We start from the raw sequence: 15,546 nt of genomic DNA, 5'->3' as shown, positions 1-15,546 counted from the left end.
GCGGGAATCTTGAGTGTCTTCAGGCGGCAGCACCTTCAAACAGCAGTGTCAGCCCGTAACGATCACGCATTTTAGGCCGGATCCAGCCCCCGGGTGGCCGGTCCTTCGAGCAGTTCTCCGTTGGCGGTAAAACGCGACCCGTGCAACGGGCAGTCCCAGGAAGCTTCTGCGTCATTCCAGTTGAGAATGCCGTGCAGATGCGGGCAAATGGCGGACCGTCGGCTGGTAATCCCGTTCACGGTACAAACTGCCACCGGCGACCCGCCCTCCCGCACAACAACACCGAGTCCCTCGCCTGGCGCGGCGTCGGCGCTGCGGGCCAAACCGCCGGCCCAGCCGCTGATCATCTGAAGGCCTGCCTCGGCGTTGTCCTTGACGGTGGTGACGGCGTCCGGAACGCTGATCCGGGCTTTGAAGAGACCTCCCGCAGGATCCGGCCGGCCAAGGATCCGGGAACTGAGTGAGAGAGCGGCAGCCACACCGTTGGTCATTCCCCACTTGTTGAATCCCGTCGCGGCGTAGATCCGCCGCCCCAGTACCGGAAGCTCTCCCATATACGGAACGGCAGACGCCGGCTGGTAGTCCTGAGCGGACCATTGATAACGCGCTTCCGCCACGGCGAAGTGCTCCTGGGCCCAGCGGGATAGATCCGCCAGCCTGTCCCGGGTGTGCGCTGCGCGTCCAACGGGATGCCCGTTCCCGCCAACCAGAAGGTACGTGCCGCCCCCGGCCTCCGCGGTCCGCAGTGACTTGGCGGGCTGATCCACGGATAGATACATCCCTTCCGGTGCGGGGCCGGCAACGGGGAAAGCTGCGGCGTAGGAGCGCATCGGTTTCACGACGGCGAAATATCCTCCGCGGTCAAGGATGGGAATGCCTGTAGCCAGGACCACGGAGCCGGCATCCAGGTCACCCGCAGCGGTGACTATCCGCACCCGGTCACCGGTGTGCTTCACATCTGTGACACGCGCTCCTTCCACCAGCACCCCGGACCGCCGCCTCAGCTCCGCGGCCAGGGCACCCAGCGCCTCCAACGGGTGGAACTGCGCCTGGCCGGGGAGTTTCAGGGCCGCTTCAACACGGAACGGGAGCTCAGTTTCCACGGTGCTTTGGACCGGCAGTCCCGCGGCGCGGCAAGCGTCCGTTTCCTCGGCGATTGAGGCGGCGCCCTGTTCGGTAACGGCGTAGGTCCAAGCGTCGCGTACCTCATAGCTGACGCCGGCCTCCGTGCAGAACTGCAGCAGCCAATCCTGCCCCTGGCGGTTTGCATTCACATATTCGGTCGCAATACCGGTGTTGTGGTGTCTCGCCACCCCGGAGACAACGCTGCCCTGCAGCAGGCTGATTTTTGCGGTTGTGTTGCCGGTGGTGACCGCGCCGGCCTGCCTGGCCTCAAGCACCGCTACGCGCTGGCCGCCGCGGGCCAGCAAAACAGCGGTCACCAGGCCGGTGAGACCGGCGCCGACGACCACTGTGTCAAAGGACGCGTCGGGGACAAACGTGTCCGTGGGGATGGCTGGTGCGGTGTCGATCCAGAGGGATTTCATGGCGGTCCTTCCTGCGCGGGCCTCCAGCCCACAGGTTCGCAGCTCATCCGTCAAGGTGCCTGCTGGACCCAGGCACTGCGACCGCAGGGAGATAGTAAGCCTGCTTCCCAACGGGCGGTGACTGTGCCAGAGTTTAAGGCGTAGATTACGGGCCTCCGTATGGCCGGAGTCCACACTCTCCGCTGGAGTAAGGAGTTGGCCATGTCATACGCAAGCAGCAGTCAAGGACTTTCTGCCCGAAGGACAAGCGCCCAAGTCGCAGCGCTTGTTTTTGGCATTATCTTCCTGGTAATCGGCGTTCTCGGGTTTATTCCCGGAATTACCGCGAACTACAGTGCGCTCTACTTTTCCGGTTACGACTCCGAGGCTGTTCTGCTTGGAGTTTTCCAGGTTTCCGTGCTGCACAATGTGGTTCACCTCCTCCTCGGGTTCCTGGGGCTGTGGATGGCCAGAACACACTCATCCGCCAAGACTTACCTGATCGGTGCCGGTGTCCTGTACCTGCTCCTGTTTATTTACGGGTTGATCATCCCGCTGAACGGGGCCTGGAACTTTGTGCCGTTTAACTGGGCGGACAACTGGCTGCACCTTGGCTTGGGGGCGGTGATGATAATTCTGGGGTTCGCACTCGGGGATGACCGCGCTCGCAGTGGAAGTGGCAGCCGGGGGTCACCCGGGGAAGGCAGTATTCCGAACTAGCGGCAGTCGCAACGGAAGGCATGGCCCAAGAGCCGTGCCTTCCGTTTGTGTGCCCGCTGCTTTCGGCGTCCGGCGTTGCAGCAGTGTTGCGCGAATTTCCGGGTCCTGCCTCAGGGTTGTAAATTAGACAGCACCCTTAGAAAGGAGGGCTGGGTCCGTGTCAATCGAGCTGTCTCTTGCTGTTCCCAGTACGCTTCGCGCCGTGAACGCTCCCGCCGCTGACAGCGGCACGGGAGGGGGCGCATGATCCGCCCTGTCCAGCTCGGGCCGGACCCGCTTTCGACCGAGGACAGGGCTGCCCTAGCGGACCTCGGTGAGTTTGCTGTTGAATCCAACGGTTCAGCCGTCGCAGCCCTCTCGCTGATTAAGCCCGCCGCCGCTTTCGCACCTCTTCCGGGGAAGGGGGCAACTGTCCGGCTCTGGGAGCTCCTGGCCACCCTCGGCGCGGCGGATCTGACGGCCGCCAGAGTGGTTGAACCGCACCTGGATGCTGCTGCCATCCTGACGCAAGCCGCAGAAGAAGCGGAAGCCGGGATGCATGCCTTCGGCGGAATGGATCCATCCGCCGGCCCATGGGGTGTGTATGCAGCAGAGTCACCCGCAGCGGTCCTGGCAGCAGACCGGCACGACGACGGCAGCTGGCACCTCTCCGGCACGAAACCATGGTGCTCCCTGGCCGGGCAGCTGGATTATGCAGTAGTCACCGCGCACACGGGGCCCCAGGCCCGGCGTGCATTCGCCGTCGACCTCCGGCTTCCCGGGGTCCAGCCAGGCGGCGGGCTGTGGGTCAGCCGGGGCCTTGCCTCCGTGGAGAGCAGCGCGGTCGACTTCTTTGACGTTCCCGCCGTCCCGGTGGGCGAAGACAACTGGTATCTGGAACGCAGTGGGTTCGCCTGGGGCGGGATGGGGGTGGCTGCGTGCTGGTTCGGCGGAGCAGTGGGCATTGCCCGCCGGCTGGTCAGCGCCAGCCGCGACCGGAAACCTGACCAGATAGCCCAGATGCTCATTGGCCAGGCGGATGCTTCCCTGCACGCTGCGCGCCAGGTGCTGGCAGCAGCGGCGGCAGACATTGATGCCGGCCGGGCCAACGGAGCCGCCGGCGCCGTCCTGGCCCACCGCGTCCGCACAATTGTGGCCGGAGCGGCCGAGCGGGTACTCACGGCTGCAGCGCATGGGCTTGGCCCTGGGCCCCTGACCGCTGAGGAAGAGCACGCCCGGCGGGTCGCCGACCTCCAGGTTTATATCCGTCAGCACCACGCTGAGCGGGACCACGCCGCCTTGGGCAAGGCGCTCCTGGCCGGCGGCGGCCAACCATGGTGAAATTCACGCACGAGGATCCCACCAGCTCCGAGGCAGCCTGGCTGCCCGTGCTGGAGGGCGTCCCCGACGTTCGGGGGATCCTGCCCGGGAACCCCCGGCGGCTGGTGGTCCTCGCGGCGCATCCGGACGACGAAACGCTGGGCGCAGGCGGCCTGATTGCGTCTCTGGCTGCTGCCGGAACCACCGTCGACGTCATAGTGGCGACGGCCGGAGAAGCCTCCCATCCGCACTCACCGACCCACACCCCCCAGACGCTTTCCGCAGTGCGGGAGAAAGAGCTGCGCGGCGCCGTCGCCCGGCTGGCTCCCGGTGCCGGTGTGACCCTGCTCGGGCTTCCCGACGGAGGCCTGGCCGACCACCGCCAGGAACTGGCCCGGGCCCTGGCCGAGGTTGTGGCGGACGGCGACAATGTGTGGCTGGCCGCCCCGTGGCGCGGTGATGGACATACAGACCACGAAGCGGCCGGAGCTGTTGCCGCCGAGATCGCCGGGGCCGCACGGATTCCCCTGCTCGAGTACCCCATTTGGCTCTGGCACTGGGGCGGCGCAGCTGATCTGCCTGAAGGCCTGCATCTTTTGGGGCTGGACGGCGCATCGGAGCACCGTAAGCACCTGGCGATGGCGGCCCACCACAGCCAGGTGGCCGCGCTTTCGGAGGAACCCGGCGACGAGGCGCTGCTGGCCCCGGAGGTCCTTGAACATTTCAGGCGCCCGTTCGAGGCCTTCATCCTCACCGTTCCGCGTCCTGCGCGCAGGGTCTTCGAGGAGCTCTACGCAGCCTCCTCGGATCCGTGGAACTTTGAGGGAAGTTTCTACGAACACCGCAAACGCGCATTGACTTTGGCGATGCTGCCGCGGGAGCGCTTCGCCCGGGTCTTCGAACCGGGCTGCTCCATCGGGGTGCTCACGGCGGACCTGGCGGGGCGGTCGGACTCCGTGCTGGCCATGGACATCAGCGACCGGGCCCTGGCTCTGGCCCGGGAACGCCTGGCTGGAACGGCTGGCGTGGAACTGGCCCAGGGGTCCATCCCAGCGAACTGGCCGGAGGGCACGTTCGACCTGGTGGTGATTTCTGAAATCGGCTACTTCCTGACTCCCGGCCAGCTGCAGGAAACGGTGAAGCGCGCTGCCGTGTCCCTTACCGAGGGCGGTGTGCTGCTTCTATGCCACTGGCGGCATACAAATGACGGATGGCCGCTGACCGGTGACGCCGTGCACAGCGCGTTCCGTTCCGTCAGCGGGCTGACAGTGCTGTCCGAACACTGCGAGGAAGATTTCCGGATCGACGTGCTGACGAACGGACCGGCTTTGTCGGTGCACTCCCTAGCTCAGCGAGAAGGGCTGCTGTGACCCCACGCCACACCGGCGTCGTCATTCCAGCCCGGAACGAGGAAGGCTTCCTGCCCCGTTGCCTGGCCGCGGTGGCGGCGGCCGTAAAAAACGTGGAAGCCGCAGGCCCCGTCCGGGTGAGCGTCGCCGTCGTCCTTGACTCCTGTACCGACGGCTCGGCGGAAGCGGCCGCGCAGGCAGGCGCTGGACTGGGACTGGAGCTGCACCTGCTGGAGACCGCGGCGGGCAACGTGGGGGCAGCGAGGGCTCTGGGAGTCGATGCGATGCTGCGCCTGGGTGCCGGGTGGATTGCGAACACCGATGCTGACACCGTGGTCCCCGGCAACTGGCTTTTGATGCAGCACCAGCTGGCCGAGGCAGGGTACGGCCTCATCCTTGGCACGGTGGTGCCCGACGCTGCTGATCTGACCGCCGAACACCTGAGCATCTGGCATTCGCGCCATGAGCTGAGTGAAGGCCACCCGCACGTGCACGGCGCCAACCTCGGCTTCTCCGCGGCGGCCTACACTGCGGCGGGCGGCTTTACAGCCCGGGCAGCCCACGAGGACGTCCAGCTGGCCGAACGGATCAAAGCCGCGGGGACGGCCTGGATAGCCACCGACTGGATTCGTGCGGTGACTTCGGGCCGCCGCGACGGGCGGACGCCCGAGGGATTTTCAGGTTTCCTCCGGCAACTGCTTAACTGATCCGCCCACGGTGCGTGGCTATGGTGCAGGACTTCACTGCTGGCTAGCGTGGGTGAATGGACACTTCAGAAATTCAGCATCAGATCCAGGAACTGGTAGAGCGTGAACAGGCACTGCGCGACGCCGGTCCTGCCGCGAACCCGGACCAGCATGCCGAGCAGCTCCGGCAGGTAGGTGAACAGCTGGACCAGTGCTGGGATCTGCTGCGGCAGCGCCGTGCCCGCCTGGAGGCAGGCGAGAACCCGGATGACGCGGCCGTGCGGCCCGTTAGCGAAGTTGAGGGTTACCGCCAGTAGGGTCCACCCGTCACCGGGTCAGGGACCGCACCAGCGCCGCGGCGCCTACCGTTCGGCGGAACGGACTGCGGCCGCGGAAGGCTTCACCGGCGGCCCACCACAGCATGGAACCCCGGCTCGCCCGGTGCAGCAGGGTGCGGTAACGCGGTGTCAGGGCCATACCGGCGGCAGCGCCGAAACCGGCCCAGGCCAGCAACGGCAGGTTGGGCCACAGGAACACAGTCTGCCGGCCGGTCCGGTCGCGGAAAAATCTTGTGATGGCCATCCTTAGGCGCCTTTCCTGGTTTTTTTACCGGCAGACTTCGCCGCCGGTTTACTGTCCCCAGCTTCCTTCTCCTTTGCGGACCCGGATTTCTTTCCGCGGTTTTTCTCCACGCTGCGGCGGAGGGCCTCCATCAGGTCAAGGACCTTGCCGCCCTCTTCCTCAGGCTCTTCGCCGAAGGTTTCCTGGGTGTCCAGGGCTTCACCCTTTTCCAGCTTGGCCTCAATCAGCGTGCGCAGCTGCTCCTGGTACTCATCGGTGAAGCCCGACGGGTCAAAATCGGAGCTGAAAGACTCCACCAGCGCCGAGGACATCTCGAGTTCCTTCGCGGAAATCCGGACGCTTTCCTCCAGCGAGGGAAAAGCCGCCTCCCGCACCTCGTCCTCCCAGAGCAGGGTTTGCAGGGTCAGGACATCTCCGCGTACCCGCAGCGCACCCAGCCGGCTCTTCTGCCGCAGTGAGAACTGAACTATGGCGGTGCGCTCTGATTCCTCCAGCGTGCGGCGAAGCAGTACGTAGGACTTGGTGGACTTCGAGTCCGGCTCCAGATAATAGGTCCGGTCGAAAAGAATCGGATCCACCTGGTCGCTGGGCACGAACTCAACCACTTCAATCTCCCGGCTTTTCTCCACCGGCAGCGAGGCGAGGTCCTCGTCGGTCAGGACGACCGTCTGTTCGCCGTCGTCGTAGGCCTTGGCAATGTTCTTGTACTCCACCACCTCGCCGCAGACTTCACAGCGGCGCTGGTACCGGATGCGGCCGCCGTCCTTTTCATGCACCTGATGGAGGCTGACGTCGTGGTCCTCGGTGGCGGAATAGACCTTAACCGGCACGTTGACCAGCCCAAACGCTATGGCACCCTTCCAGATGGCTCTCATGTACCAAGTGAACACCAAGCAGGCTGAGAGTTGCCAGCCTTTGGCAGGACCTGAGCCGCGCGGGCAGCGGCGGCACTGTCTTTCCCGCACACCCTTGGCCTCCGCTGAATGCGTGCATACCCTGTGAGCAGATTTCCGGTGCTCAGGCCGGGCGCCTTCGCCATCACCACAGGCGACCACCGCAACCCGCCGGGAGCAGCCATGATCCAGGAAGCAGACCTTGAAGCACTCCGCGGAAGCGTCCGCGGCATCGTGGGCCTGCCGGGGGAGGCCGCCTACGCTGAGGACACCGCGTCCTACAACCTGGCCCAGGTGCACCGGCCTGACGCAGCCCTGGGAGCGCTCGACGCCGATGATGTCGCCAACGCCGTGGCCTGGGCCGCGCAGCGTGGAATCCCCCTCGGGGTACAGGCAACCGGCCACAGCGCTTCGGCACCCATGGACGAAGGCCTGCTGATCAACACGTCGCGGCTGGAAGAGGTCGCCGTGGACCAGGCTGCGGGGACCGTGACGGTGGGAGCGGGCGTCCGGTGGTCAGCCGTGCTGGAGGAGCTGGTGCCGCTGGGGCTCACCGCTGCCCACGGTTCCAGTTCCCGCGTGGGAGTTGTTGGCTACACCCTCGGGGGAGGGCTCCCGCTGATGGGCAGGTCCCTCGGATTCGCGGCGGACCACGTGCGCAGCTTTGAGGTTGTCACACCGGACGGCACAGCGCGCCGAGTCGATCCGGATCAGGAACCGGAGCTGTTCGCCGTGCTGCGGGGTGGAAAGGGGAACTACGGCATCGTCACGGAAATGACCTTTGGTGCGGTGCCGCTCGGTGAATTCTACGGCGGGCAGATTGTGTTCCCGGAGGAAGCCGCCGGGGACGTGCTGGAGCTTTTCCGGCGGTGGGCACCGGACCTGCCCCATGAGGCATCCGCGTCACTGGCCTTTATGCACCTTCCGGATGTCCCCTTTGTTCCGGAAGAGCTCCGCGGGAGCGCACCGGTGCTGCTGCGATTCGGCTTCTTCGGCGGCCAGGAGGAGGGCGGGGCTCTGCTCGAACCGATGCGTGCGCTTCCGCTGCTCAGGGACACTGTTGGGCTGATGGACTATGGGGCTGTGGATTCCATTCATGACGACCCCGCGGGCCCCATGCCCAGCATGGAACGCGGCATGCTGCTCGCTGACTTAGGGGAAGAGGGCACAGCGGAACTGCTGCGGCACGTCGGCCCGGGATCGGACACGCCCCTGGTCATGGCCGAGCTCCGCCTGCTGGGCGGAGCCCTTGCCGCTGATCCAGCGGTGCCGGACGCGGTGTCCGGCCGCGGCGCCGGTTTCCACCTCTTTATCCTTGGGGTTCCGGGGCTCCCTGCGGAGGACGCCGTCGAGGCGGCGCTGGCGCGGCTCGCCGCGGGATTCGAACCCTATGCCGCCGGCAGCCTGATCAATTTCCATGGCCCCGCTGGTGATGAACAGGACAGGGCACGCGCTTGGGAGCCGGAAGCGTACGCGCGGCTGCGGTCGGCCAAAGCAACCTGGGATCCACAGAACCTCTTCCGCTACGGCCACGCCGTCCCGCCCCTTGGTTTAATGGACTCAGCAACCGGCTGAGCTTCAGCCGTCGGTGTCGGCAGGCAGGGCAATGCACGAAATGGACGGACAAACCCAGGTCCCGGGTGAACTGAGCGTTGGCCAGGTGGCCGAACGAAGCGGAGTAGCTGTGTCAGCCCTGCATTTCTACGAGCGGCAGGGTTTGATCCGGAGCCGCCGGACTGCCGGGAACCAGCGCCGCTTTGACCGCTCGGTGCTTCGGAGAGTGGCGGTCATCCGCGCTGCCCAGCGGGCAGGAATCCCCTTGTCCCATATCGCCTCCGCCCTGGCGGAACTGCCGCACGACGGCGTTCCGGACCAGGCGGACTGGCAGCGTCTCTCCGCGGCCTGGCGCCAGGACCTCGATAGCCGGATCCACCAGCTCGAGGCTCTGCGGGACAGGCTTGGCGGCTGCATCGGATGCGGCTGCCTCTCCCTGGCAGAGTGCAGCTTCGTCAACCCGGACGATGCGTCAGGACTCCATTCGCACGGTGCACCCCTGCTCGAACCGGAAATTTGACCTCAACTATTGTTGAGGTTCTACGCTTGGGGTATGACTTCAACGGCAGTTACCAACCCAGTGGTGGATGAATTCAAGGACGCTTTCCGGGGCCACCCCGCCGGCGTCGCAATCATTACCGCCGCGGGGTCCAACGGACCGGTGGGACTCACGGCGTCGTCAGTCGCGTCCGTGTCCGCGCTCCCGCCCATCCTGGCCTTCTCGCTGGCCTCGACCGAGGGGACCGCCGGTGTTATCGCTGCCGCTGACACGATTGTGGTCCACCTGCTCGGTGCCGATAATGCTGACCTGGCCGCTCTCTTTGCCGCACGTGGCGCAGAACGTTTCGGTCCGGACCTGGAATGGGACACACTGCCCGGCGGTGAGCCGCTGCTGAAGGGGGTTCCCCGTGCGCTGGTCTGCCGGGTGCTGTCTCTAACCCAGGCAGGAAGCTCGACCCTCGTCGCAGCCGCTGTGCAGGAAATTTACGCCGGGCCGGCGGCCGCGCCCCTGGTCTACCACGATCGGACGTACCACCGCCTGAGCAGGGACTCTGCTCTCTAACGGGTCCCTGCTAAGCCAGTGCCCTGTGAGGCCAGCACCCGCGCCGCTGCGCTGGTCAGAGCCTCGGCAACCCGGGAGAGGGGCGGAAGATCCACCCGCCACTGCTGCCAGAACAGCGGGACATCCAGTGCGCGGCCAGCGTCCAGCAGCACCAGCGAACCGTCGGCCAGCAGAGGTGCTGCCTGCAGATCCGGAAGCACAGCCCAGCCAAAACCCAGCCGGGTTGCCTGCAGGAAATCCCAGGACGCCGGAACAAAGTGGTGCGGCGGAGCCAGGCCGGGCCCGAAGCAGTCCGAAAGGAACCTCTGCTGCAGGGAATCCCTCCGGTTGAACACGACCATGGGGGCTGCGGCGGCGGAAACGTGATTCCATCCCTCCGGAAGCCAGCGCCCGACGAAGTCCGGGCTGGCCACGGCCAGGTACCGCATAATGCCCAGCGGCTCCACGGAGCAGCCCTGCACCGCTGTGGAACTGGAGGTTACGGCCCCCATAGCTGTGCCGTTGCGCAGGCTGTCGGCGGAATAGTCCTGGTCCTCCAAGGTGAACTCAAAACTGATGTCCTGCAGTGGAGCCAGAGCCGGCAGGACCCACGTGGCCATCGAATCCGCGTTGATGACCAGCAGGACCCGTGGCCGGCCGGCCTGTTCGTCCAGTCCCAGCCGCCGCGCGGCGTCGGTCTCCAAGGCCGCCACCTGGCGGGCCAGCCGCAGCAGGACAGCTCCCGGTTCCGTGACTGCTGCCGGCTTGCCGCGCCGGACCAGAACAGCACCCACCTGCTTCTCCAAAGCCTTGATCCGCTGGCTGATCGCCGAGGGGGTGACATGCAGGGAGGCCGCCGCCGTTTCGAAACCGCCGTGATCGATCACGGCTGAGAGGGCGCGCAGCTGCTCGGAATTCAGGTCCACATTAGCCACTCTAAACTTTCGTTAGAAGATTTAGCTGGATTCATGGGAACGTCACCGCCTAGCGTCGAAGGGTGACCCCATTGGATTTGTCCCCCTTCTTCACCGGCCTGGGCAGCGGCCTGGCCCTCATCATCGCAATCGGTGCGCAGAACGCCTTTGTGCTCCGGCAGGGTATTCGCCGGGAGTACCTGCTCCCGGTCCTCGCCGTCTGCATCCTCAGCGACGCCGTGCTGATCCTGCTGGGTACGGCTGGGATTGGGAAACTCGCGGAAACCGCACCGCTGGCCCTGGATGCCATCCGCTGGGCCGGTGCTGCCTTCCTGCTGGCTTATGCGGTGCTGTCCTTCAAACGTGCCCTTCGGCCGGCCGCCCTGGAGGCAACGGGCGGAGGCCGGGGCACGCTTGCCGCGGCGATCCTCACCTGCCTGAGCCTGACCTGGCTTAATCCGCACGTGTACCTGGACACCGTGGTGCTTCTGGGCTCCCTGGCCTCCTCCCACGGCCCTGACGGCCGGTGGGTATTCGCGGCCGGAGCCGTCGCGGCCAGCACCCTGTGGTTCAGCGCACTTGGTTTCGGGGCACGCCTGCTCGCACCCGTATTTGCCCGGCCCTCGGCCTGGCGGATCCTGGACGTGGCCATCGGCGTATTTATGGTGGTCCTGGCACTCAGCCTGGTTGTCAGCTCCCCGTGACCGGGTTCCGGAGAACGGTGGCGGAAGGGTGGTAGTCTCCCGGTAATCTGCGGCCGCTGCAGGCCACAAAAACCGGGGGAGCAGGACATGGGGACATCACAGCTGCTGGGTGCGCACAAACGGCGGAAAAGGCCCGCCGCTGCTTGGACGGCCCTGGCGGCAGCGGCTGGACTGCTGCTGGGCGGTTGCTCAGCACCGCCGCCGCCATTCGCCATATTTGAGTCCGAGGCCGGCGAGCAGGACACGCTTCCCAGCTGGGTGAGGCTGGAGGCCGGCGGTGATGAGGTCCGGTACCTGGCCTCCGCGGGCACTGCGCGCTACTACGTGTCCCGCAGCAGCACCGATCATTGCCTGGTGACAGTGTTCGAAGACCGGGATCAAAGCTGGTCTGCCGGCTGCAGCGGCGGACTGGCAAGCGGCTTGGTGGTCAGCAGCACCGCGCCGGGCGCCGGAGCAGCCCTGGTGGTGGACGGCTACGCCGGAAGGAACGACATAGCTGCCGAGGGCTGGGAGCAGCTGCATGAGAACCTCCTGGTCAGCCGGACCGGTGCCCTGCCTTAACGCCGGACCGGGGGAACGGATAGGTTGAAGGGAGGGGACTTCCCGGCAGAACGTCCGAAAGGAGTGCCATGACCGACTACTTCGAGGGAGATCAACGGTCTATGCGGGAGCGGATGCAGGCGGGAGACCTGTATATCGCCGACGACGCGGAACTGGCCGCAGACAGCCGCCGGGCCATTTCCCTGGCCGACCGCTATACCCGCCTTTGGCCGCAGGACCCGGGTGCCGCCGTCGAACTCCTGAACGAACTGCTCGGGGCGATTGGCGCGGATACCGAGGTGCGGCCGCCGCTCTACGTCGATTACGGGAAGTACATCAGCATTGGCGAGCGGACGTTTATCAATTACAACTTCACCGCCCTGGACGTCGCCCCCATCACCATTGGCGACGACGTTCAGATCGGACCGAACGTCCAGCTGCTCACGCCCACGCATCCGCTGGAGCCGGGACCGCGGCGGGACAAGCTGGAAGCTGCCCGGCCCATCAGCATCGGGAACAACGTCTGGCTCGGCGGCGGCGTGATCGTACTGCCCGGTGTCAGTATCGGGGAGAACACGGTGGTGGGAGCCGGCGCCGTCGTCACGAAGGACCTGCCTCCCAACGTCGTCGCCGTTGGCAACCCGGCACGCACCGTCCGGGAACTGGACGCAGACGCCTAAGGCGGCCGTTACCTACAGTGGGAGAGGCGGGAAGGATATTTCCGCCTTCGTCGAGACAGGAGAACCAGGAATGGGTCAGATCAGCGTTGGCACGGAAAACAGCACCTCCATCGACCTGTACTACGAGGACCACGGCTCGGGGCAGCCCGTTGTCCTGATCCACGGCTACCCCCTGGACGGGGCCTCGTGGGAAAAGCAGACGGCGGCTCTCCTCGACGCAGGTTACCGGGTGATCACGTACGACCGGCGTGGTTTCGGCAAGTCCTCGAAACCCGCCACCGGCTACGACTATGACACCTTCGCTGCCGACCTCGACGCCGTGCTCACCACCCTGGACCTGCAGGACGTTGTCCTGGCCGGTTTCTCCATGGGAACGGGCGAAGTGGGACGCTACCTGGGCACCTACGGCTCGGCCCGGATCGCCAAGGCTGCCTTCCTCGGGTCCCTGGAGCCGTACCTGCTCCAGACCGAAGACAACCCCACCGGCGTTCCGCAGGAGGTCTTTGACGGCCTGGTCGAGGCAGTCACCGCGGACCGCTATGCCTTCTTCACGGAATTCTTCAAGAACTTCTACAACGCCGATGACCTGCTGGGTACCCCGCGGCTCAGCCAGGAGGTCATCAACGCCGGCTGGAACCTGGCAGTGTCCGCAAGCCCGGTCGCCGCGGTTGCGGCGCAGCCGACCTGGCTGACCGATTTCCGCAAGGACATCCCCAAGATCGACGTACCGGTCCTGATCGTCCACGGCACGGCAGACAACATCCTGCCCATCGACGCGACCGGCCGGCAGTTTGCCAAGGCCGTCCCGTCCGCCGACTACGTGGAAATCGAGGGAGCGCCGCACGGCCTCTTGTGGACGCACGCTGCCGAGGTCAATGAAGCGCTGCTGAAGTTCCTCGCCAAGTAGGGAACCGCCCTCCCGGGTCCGGCGGCTTGGGATCGGTTACAGTTTGCTGCATCAATGGGGGGAGGGCAGGGGCGGACGACGGCGGGTGCCGAGGTGGCTTTGGCGCCCGCCGCCTCGACCGCCCACGCCCGCACGAAGAATGGGATGGCTGCACCTTGACCAGCAAGCGAAGTGAATTCGATCCGCGGTACGACCAGGCCTACCAGCGCGGCGGCAGTGACGGGGGTTTCCGGGACATCATCGATGAGGCGCCACAGGTGGTGGAAATCAGCGATGCCCCGCAGCACCAGCCGGGAGCCGCACCCCAGGTCTGGGCGGACCTGGAGCTGCGGCAGCGCAGATACCGGACACTGATCTGGGCGATGGCCGGCGGGCTGGTGGCATTGGGGTTGTTCGGGTTTTTCGCGGACCTGATCTTTCCGCCCGAGCCTTCCTATCTTCAACCGAACTCCTACGGCTACATGACTGAGCCGTGGAGCCAGAGACTGCGCTACGCGGCCCCGAACCTGATCAACCTGGGGGTCCTTACCGCAGTCGTCCAGCTTGTCCTCGAACAGATGCAGGTTTTCAAGCTCCGCACGGGCCGCTGACCAGGCACCCTGATCTAATCAGCTCATCAGACTGCAACAAGGAGAACCCATGAGTAAGAAAACGTCCCTCAAAGACCTCAGCTCGGAGCAAAAGAAGGGCCTGGGAATCCTCTCCGCCGTCCAGTTCCTGCTGGCAGGCGCTGCCCTGGTGGATATCTGGCGCCGGCCCAGGAGCGAGGTCCGCGGTTCGCGGGCGGCGTGGAGTGCTGCCTGCGCAGTGAACTTCGTTGGCCCCCTCTCGTATTTCGTGTTTGGGCGCCGCCGGGACTAGGCCTTGGGCTGAGTGGAGTATTCCGTCCAGGGAATATTCCAGTCGCCGTAACCGTCCCACACAGCTGCCGGACCAACCCCGGTATTCAGGACCTGCACCAGATCCCCCGGTTCGAACGTGTCATAGAAGTACTTCGCGCCTTCGGGAGACATTCCGACGCAGCCGTGGGAGACGTTAATGACGCCGAGGGCACCCATTGCGCCCGGCAGCGCCTGATGGACGAACACACCCCCGTTGGTGAGCCGGCTGGCCCAGGACGCATCGAAGGGCTCGTAGTAGTCCGGGTCGCCGGGTTTCAGGCCGATACTCTCCGCCCGGAAGGGCAGTGTCGCGTGCTGGCTCATCACCACCTGATAGCCGCTCGGCGAGGGCCATTGCTCGTCGCCGAGGGTTACGGGGAAGGTCCTGGTCAGCTGTCCGTCAATGAAGACCTGCATGGTCTTGGTCAGGTTGTCGACGACGGCGACCCTGCTGTTGTGCACCGTGAATGTGCGCGTCTCGTTGAAGTTGCCGATCATTGAGTTGCCGAAATCCACGCCGAAGAGCTTCATATCCACGGTGACTGTGGAATTCGGTTCCCAGAAGGTCTCCGGGCGGTAGCGGACCCAGTTGTCCGTGATCCAGTAGAAGGCGCCCGTCTGGGTGGCGGAGCTGGTGATGGTGATGGCTTCTTCGACGGCGGTCTTATTGGTGACCGGCTCGCTGAACTTGATCTCAATGGGATGCCCAACGCCGACAACCGACTTGTCCACCGGGCCCATAAAGGCGTTGGCTTCATGCGGCGGCGTCACGGTGTGGAAAGTCTGTGACGCAGTGGTGGTCTTGCCGCTGGCATCGGCGAGGGTGAACTCGAAGGTGTACTCCGTGTTGAACGCCAGGGGTTCAGCCGCCGACCATTCGGTCTTCGCGCCTGTCAGGTCACCGGTGACCTTGGTGCCGCCGCTGGACACCAGGCTCACGGAATCGATGGTCCCGTGCTCGACCTTAAGCGTGGGCACCGTGATGGGGTTGACCTCGACGGCTTGGTCTGCGGGTTCGGCAGTGAACTCCACGGGGACCGCCGGGGCCGCGGGTTCACTGGGCGGGGAGGAAGGTCCAGGCGTCTGGGCGGAGGAACTCCCGCCCTCGAAAGCGCCGCTGGCAACGGCTACACCCACTGCGCCGCCAACCACCAGCGCTGCTGCCGCTGCGGCCAGGGCTATCCACCGCTTACGGTTGCTCTTTTCCTGCACGATTCGATTCTTCCCCTGCGTTCTTGTCCGGCTGAAGTTATCCTACGTCAGCCAACC

At 65.6% G+C, this 15,546-nt stretch carries 19 protein-coding genes; 14 read left to right on the top strand and 5 right to left on the bottom strand.

Going from position 1 to position 15,546, the window contains the following annotated elements:
• Positions 1-71: 71 nt before the first annotated feature.
• On the bottom strand, positions 72-1,547 hold the full coding sequence (locus tag H9638_RS00990) for an FAD-dependent oxidoreductase (RefSeq protein ID WP_191745328.1): 1,476 nt from the start codon (positions 1,545-1,547) through the stop codon (positions 72-74).
• Between the two features lie 201 nt (positions 1,548-1,748).
• On the opposite strand from H9638_RS00990, the gene H9638_RS00985 reads away from it, so the two are divergent.
• The 5 genes from H9638_RS00985 (at position 1,749) to H9638_RS00965 (ending at position 5,897) form a co-directional block, all read left to right on the top strand.
• On the top strand, positions 1,749-2,246 hold the full coding sequence (locus tag H9638_RS00985) for a DUF4383 domain-containing protein (protein WP_191745327.1): 498 nt from the start codon (positions 1,749-1,751) through the stop codon (positions 2,244-2,246).
• Positions 2,247-2,489: 243 nt separating this feature from the next.
• Positions 2,490-3,566: an acyl-CoA dehydrogenase family protein gene (locus tag H9638_RS00980; protein ID WP_191745326.1), complete on the top strand. Its 1,077-nt coding sequence runs from the start codon at positions 2,490-2,492 to the stop codon at positions 3,564-3,566.
• Complete coding sequence (locus H9638_RS00975) at positions 3,560-4,915, top strand: bifunctional PIG-L family deacetylase/class I SAM-dependent methyltransferase (protein ID WP_191745325.1); 1,356 nt, start codon at positions 3,560-3,562, stop codon at positions 4,913-4,915. Before H9638_RS00980 ends, H9638_RS00975 begins: the two co-directional genes overlap by 7 nt.
• A complete protein-coding gene (locus H9638_RS00970; RefSeq protein ID WP_191745324.1) occupies positions 4,912-5,601 on the top strand; it encodes a glycosyltransferase in 690 nt (229 codons plus the stop codon). The genes H9638_RS00975 and H9638_RS00970 overlap by 4 nt, the downstream gene beginning before the upstream one ends.
• Positions 5,602-5,657: 56 nt before the next feature.
• Entirely contained in the window at positions 5,658-5,897 is a 240-nt protein-coding gene (locus H9638_RS00965) for a DUF2630 family protein (protein ID WP_191745323.1), read from the top strand.
• A 10-nt stretch (positions 5,898-5,907) separates the two neighbouring features.
• Here H9638_RS00965 and H9638_RS00960 read toward each other — a convergent pair whose 3' ends face one another.
• Together H9638_RS00960 and ku are read right to left on the bottom strand one after the other, a co-directional pair.
• Entirely contained in the window at positions 5,908-6,162 is a 255-nt protein-coding gene (locus H9638_RS00960) for a hypothetical protein (protein ID WP_191745322.1), read from the bottom strand.
• A gap of 2 nt (positions 6,163-6,164) precedes the next feature.
• Positions 6,165-7,037, bottom strand: a complete 873-nt coding sequence (gene ku / locus H9638_RS00955; protein ID WP_191745321.1) for a non-homologous end joining protein Ku — start codon at positions 7,035-7,037, stop codon at positions 6,165-6,167.
• A 123-nt stretch (positions 7,038-7,160) separates the two neighbouring features.
• Here ku and H9638_RS00950 point away from each other — a divergent pair, with 123 nt between their 5' ends.
• Genes H9638_RS00950 through H9638_RS00940 form a run of 3 tightly spaced genes read left to right on the top strand, consistent with a single transcriptional unit; the run spans position 7,161 to position 9,672 of the window.
• A complete protein-coding gene (locus H9638_RS00950) occupies positions 7,161-8,630 on the top strand; it encodes an FAD-binding oxidoreductase (protein ID WP_318241734.1) in 1,470 nt (489 codons plus the stop codon).
• Positions 8,631-8,661: 31 nt separating this feature from the next.
• Complete coding sequence (gene soxR, locus H9638_RS00945; RefSeq protein ID WP_318241733.1) at positions 8,662-9,129, top strand: redox-sensitive transcriptional activator SoxR; 468 nt, start codon at positions 8,662-8,664, stop codon at positions 9,127-9,129.
• A gap of 33 nt (positions 9,130-9,162) precedes the next feature.
• Positions 9,163-9,672, top strand: coding sequence for a flavin reductase family protein (locus tag H9638_RS00940; RefSeq protein WP_191745320.1), 510 nt, complete (start codon positions 9,163-9,165; stop codon positions 9,670-9,672).
• Here the strand turns inward: H9638_RS00940 and H9638_RS00935 are convergent.
• Positions 9,669-10,577: a LysR family transcriptional regulator ArgP gene (locus tag H9638_RS00935; protein WP_191745319.1), complete on the bottom strand. Its 909-nt coding sequence runs from the start codon at positions 10,575-10,577 to the stop codon at positions 9,669-9,671. The two genes, H9638_RS00940 and H9638_RS00935, sit on opposite strands and share 4 nt — an antisense overlap.
• Before the next feature lie 86 nt (positions 10,578-10,663).
• Here H9638_RS00935 and H9638_RS00930 point away from each other — a divergent pair, with 86 nt between their 5' ends.
• The 6 genes from H9638_RS00930 to H9638_RS00905 all read left to right on the top strand — a co-directional run bounded on the left by H9638_RS00930 (position 10,664) and on the right by H9638_RS00905 (position 14,257).
• A complete protein-coding gene (locus H9638_RS00930) occupies positions 10,664-11,269 on the top strand; it encodes a LysE/ArgO family amino acid transporter (RefSeq protein WP_191745770.1) in 606 nt (201 codons plus the stop codon).
• Positions 11,270-11,356: 87 nt separating this feature from the next.
• Positions 11,357-11,830, top strand: coding sequence for a hypothetical protein (locus tag H9638_RS00925; protein WP_191745318.1), 474 nt, complete (start codon positions 11,357-11,359; stop codon positions 11,828-11,830).
• A gap of 68 nt (positions 11,831-11,898) precedes the next feature.
• The gene (locus H9638_RS00920) at positions 11,899-12,489 is read left to right on the top strand and encodes a sugar O-acetyltransferase (protein ID WP_191745317.1); all 591 of its coding nucleotides are present in this window, start codon (positions 11,899-11,901) and stop codon (positions 12,487-12,489) included.
• A 70-nt stretch (positions 12,490-12,559) separates the two neighbouring features.
• Positions 12,560-13,396, top strand: a complete 837-nt coding sequence (locus H9638_RS00915) for an alpha/beta fold hydrolase (protein WP_191745316.1) — start codon at positions 12,560-12,562, stop codon at positions 13,394-13,396.
• Positions 13,397-13,551: 155 nt separating this feature from the next.
• Positions 13,552-13,986: a hypothetical protein gene (locus tag H9638_RS00910; protein ID WP_191745315.1), complete on the top strand. Its 435-nt coding sequence runs from the start codon at positions 13,552-13,554 to the stop codon at positions 13,984-13,986.
• A 49-nt stretch (positions 13,987-14,035) separates the two neighbouring features.
• Positions 14,036-14,257 carry a PLD nuclease N-terminal domain-containing protein gene (locus H9638_RS00905; RefSeq protein ID WP_191745314.1) on the top strand — a complete coding sequence of 74 codons (222 nt, stop codon included), beginning with the start codon at positions 14,036-14,038 and terminating at the stop codon, positions 14,255-14,257.
• Here the strand turns inward: H9638_RS00905 and H9638_RS00900 are convergent.
• A complete protein-coding gene (locus H9638_RS00900; protein WP_191745313.1) occupies positions 14,254-15,489 on the bottom strand; it encodes a L,D-transpeptidase in 1,236 nt (411 codons plus the stop codon). The two genes, H9638_RS00905 and H9638_RS00900, sit on opposite strands and share 4 nt — an antisense overlap.
• Positions 15,490-15,546: the final 57 nt, after the last annotated feature.

The organism is Arthrobacter pullicola, assembly GCF_014836875.1.
GTDB lineage: Bacteria > Actinomycetota > Actinomycetes > Actinomycetales > Micrococcaceae > Arthrobacter_B > Arthrobacter_B pullicola.
This window is presented reverse-complemented; position numbering and strand designations above follow the sequence as displayed.

Coding starts and splice junctions, on each gene's coding strand:
- H9638_RS00990 (WP_191745328.1), bottom strand. CDS start 1,547: ATGAAATCCCTCTGGATCGACACCGCACCAGCCATCCCCACGGACACG.
- H9638_RS00985 (WP_191745327.1), top strand. CDS start 1,749: ATGTCATACGCAAGCAGCAGTCAAGGACTTTCTGCCCGAAGGACAAGC.
- H9638_RS00980 (WP_191745326.1), top strand. CDS start 2,490: ATGATCCGCCCTGTCCAGCTCGGGCCGGACCCGCTTTCGACCGAGGAC.
- H9638_RS00975 (WP_191745325.1), top strand. CDS start 3,560: ATGGTGAAATTCACGCACGAGGATCCCACCAGCTCCGAGGCAGCCTGG.
- H9638_RS00965 (WP_191745323.1), top strand. CDS start 5,658: ATGGACACTTCAGAAATTCAGCATCAGATCCAGGAACTGGTAGAGCGT.
- H9638_RS00960 (WP_191745322.1), bottom strand. CDS start 6,162: ATGGCCATCACAAGATTTTTCCGCGACCGGACCGGCCGGCAGACTGTG.
- ku (WP_191745321.1), bottom strand. CDS start 7,037: ATGAGAGCCATCTGGAAGGGTGCCATAGCGTTTGGGCTGGTCAACGTG.
- soxR (WP_318241733.1), top strand. CDS start 8,662: ATGCACGAAATGGACGGACAAACCCAGGTCCCGGGTGAACTGAGCGTT.
- H9638_RS00940 (WP_191745320.1), top strand. CDS start 9,163: ATGACTTCAACGGCAGTTACCAACCCAGTGGTGGATGAATTCAAGGAC.
- H9638_RS00925 (WP_191745318.1), top strand. CDS start 11,357: ATGGGGACATCACAGCTGCTGGGTGCGCACAAACGGCGGAAAAGGCCC.
- H9638_RS00920 (WP_191745317.1), top strand. CDS start 11,899: ATGACCGACTACTTCGAGGGAGATCAACGGTCTATGCGGGAGCGGATG.
- H9638_RS00915 (WP_191745316.1), top strand. CDS start 12,560: ATGGGTCAGATCAGCGTTGGCACGGAAAACAGCACCTCCATCGACCTG.
- H9638_RS00905 (WP_191745314.1), top strand. CDS start 14,036: ATGAGTAAGAAAACGTCCCTCAAAGACCTCAGCTCGGAGCAAAAGAAG.